Source organism: Streptomyces sp. NPDC050610 (assembly GCF_040654875.1).
In the GTDB taxonomy this organism is placed as follows: Bacteria; Actinomycetota; Actinomycetes; order Streptomycetales; family Streptomycetaceae; genus Streptomyces.
The window spans coordinates 1,655-2,886 of sequence record NZ_JBFAIV010000084.1 but is presented as its reverse complement, the minus strand read 5'-3'; the positions used below and the strand labels follow the sequence as shown (position 1 = coordinate 2,886).

The window sequence follows — 1,232 nt, the reverse complement described above, 5'->3', positions numbered from 1 at the left end:
GGTGGCTGCTTCTAAGCCAACCTCCTGGTTGTCTCTGCGACTCCACATCCTTTCCCACTTAGCGTACGCTTAGGGGCCTTAGTCGATGCTCTGGGCTGTTTCCCTCTCGACCATGGAGCTTATCCCCCACAGTCTCACTGCCGCGCTCTCACTTACCGGCATTCGGAGTTTGGCTAAGGTCAGTAACCCGGTAGGGCCCATCGCCTATCCAGTGCTCTACCTCCGGCAAGAAACACACGACGCTGCACCTAAATGCATTTCGGGGAGAACCAGCTATCACGGAGTTTGATTGGCCTTTCACCCCTAACCACAGGTCATCCCCCAGGTTTTCAACCCTGGTGGGTTCGGTCCTCCACGAAGTCTTACCTCCGCTTCAACCTGCCCATGGCTAGATCACTCCGCTTCGGGTCTTGAGCGCGCTACTAAACGCCCTATTCGGACTCGCTTTCGCTACGGCTTCCCCACACGGGTTAACCTCGCAACACACCGCAAACTCGCAGGCTCATTCTTCAAAAGGCACGCAGTCACGACGCACCGAGCAAGCTCGATGCGCGACGCTCCCACGGCTTGTAGGCACACGGTTTCAGGTACTATTTCACTCCGCTCCCGCGGTACTTTTCACCATTCCCTCACGGTACTATCCGCTATCGGTCACCAGGGAATATTTAGGCTTAGCGGGTGGTCCCGCCAGATTCACACGGGATTTCTCGGGCCCCGTGCTACTTGGGTGTCTCTCAAACAAGCCGTTGATGTTTCAGCTACGGGGGTCTTACCCTCTACGCCGGACCTTTCGCATGTCCTTCGCCTACACCAACGGTTTCTGACTTGCCTCACAGCCGGCAGACTGCAAAAGAGAGATCCCACAACCCCAACCACGCAACCCCTGCCGGGTATCACACGTGACTGGTTTGGCCTCATCCAGTTTCGCTCGCCACTACTCCCGGAATCACGGTTGTTTTCTCTTCCTGCGGGTACTGAGATGTTTCACTTCCCCGCGTTCCCTCCACACTGCCTATGTGTTCAGCAGCGGGTGACAGCCCATGACGACTGCCGGGTTTCCCCATTCGGAAACCCCCGGATCAAAGCCTGGTTGACGGCTCCCCGGGGACTATCGCGGCCTCCCACGTCCTTCATCGGTTCCTGGTGCCAAGGCATCCACCGTGCGCCCTTAAAAACTTGGCCACAGATGCTCGCGTCCACTGTGCAGTTCTCAAGCAACGACCAGCCACCCG

At 57.5% G+C, this 1,232-nt stretch carries 1 rRNA gene (cut by a window edge); it reads right to left on the bottom strand.

The window, feature by feature from the left end:
- Window positions 1-1,182: ribosomal RNA gene (locus AB0I22_RS39540) — 23S ribosomal RNA — on the bottom strand (it extends 1,489 nt beyond the left edge of the window).
- Between the last annotated feature and the right edge of the window lie 50 nt (window positions 1,183-1,232).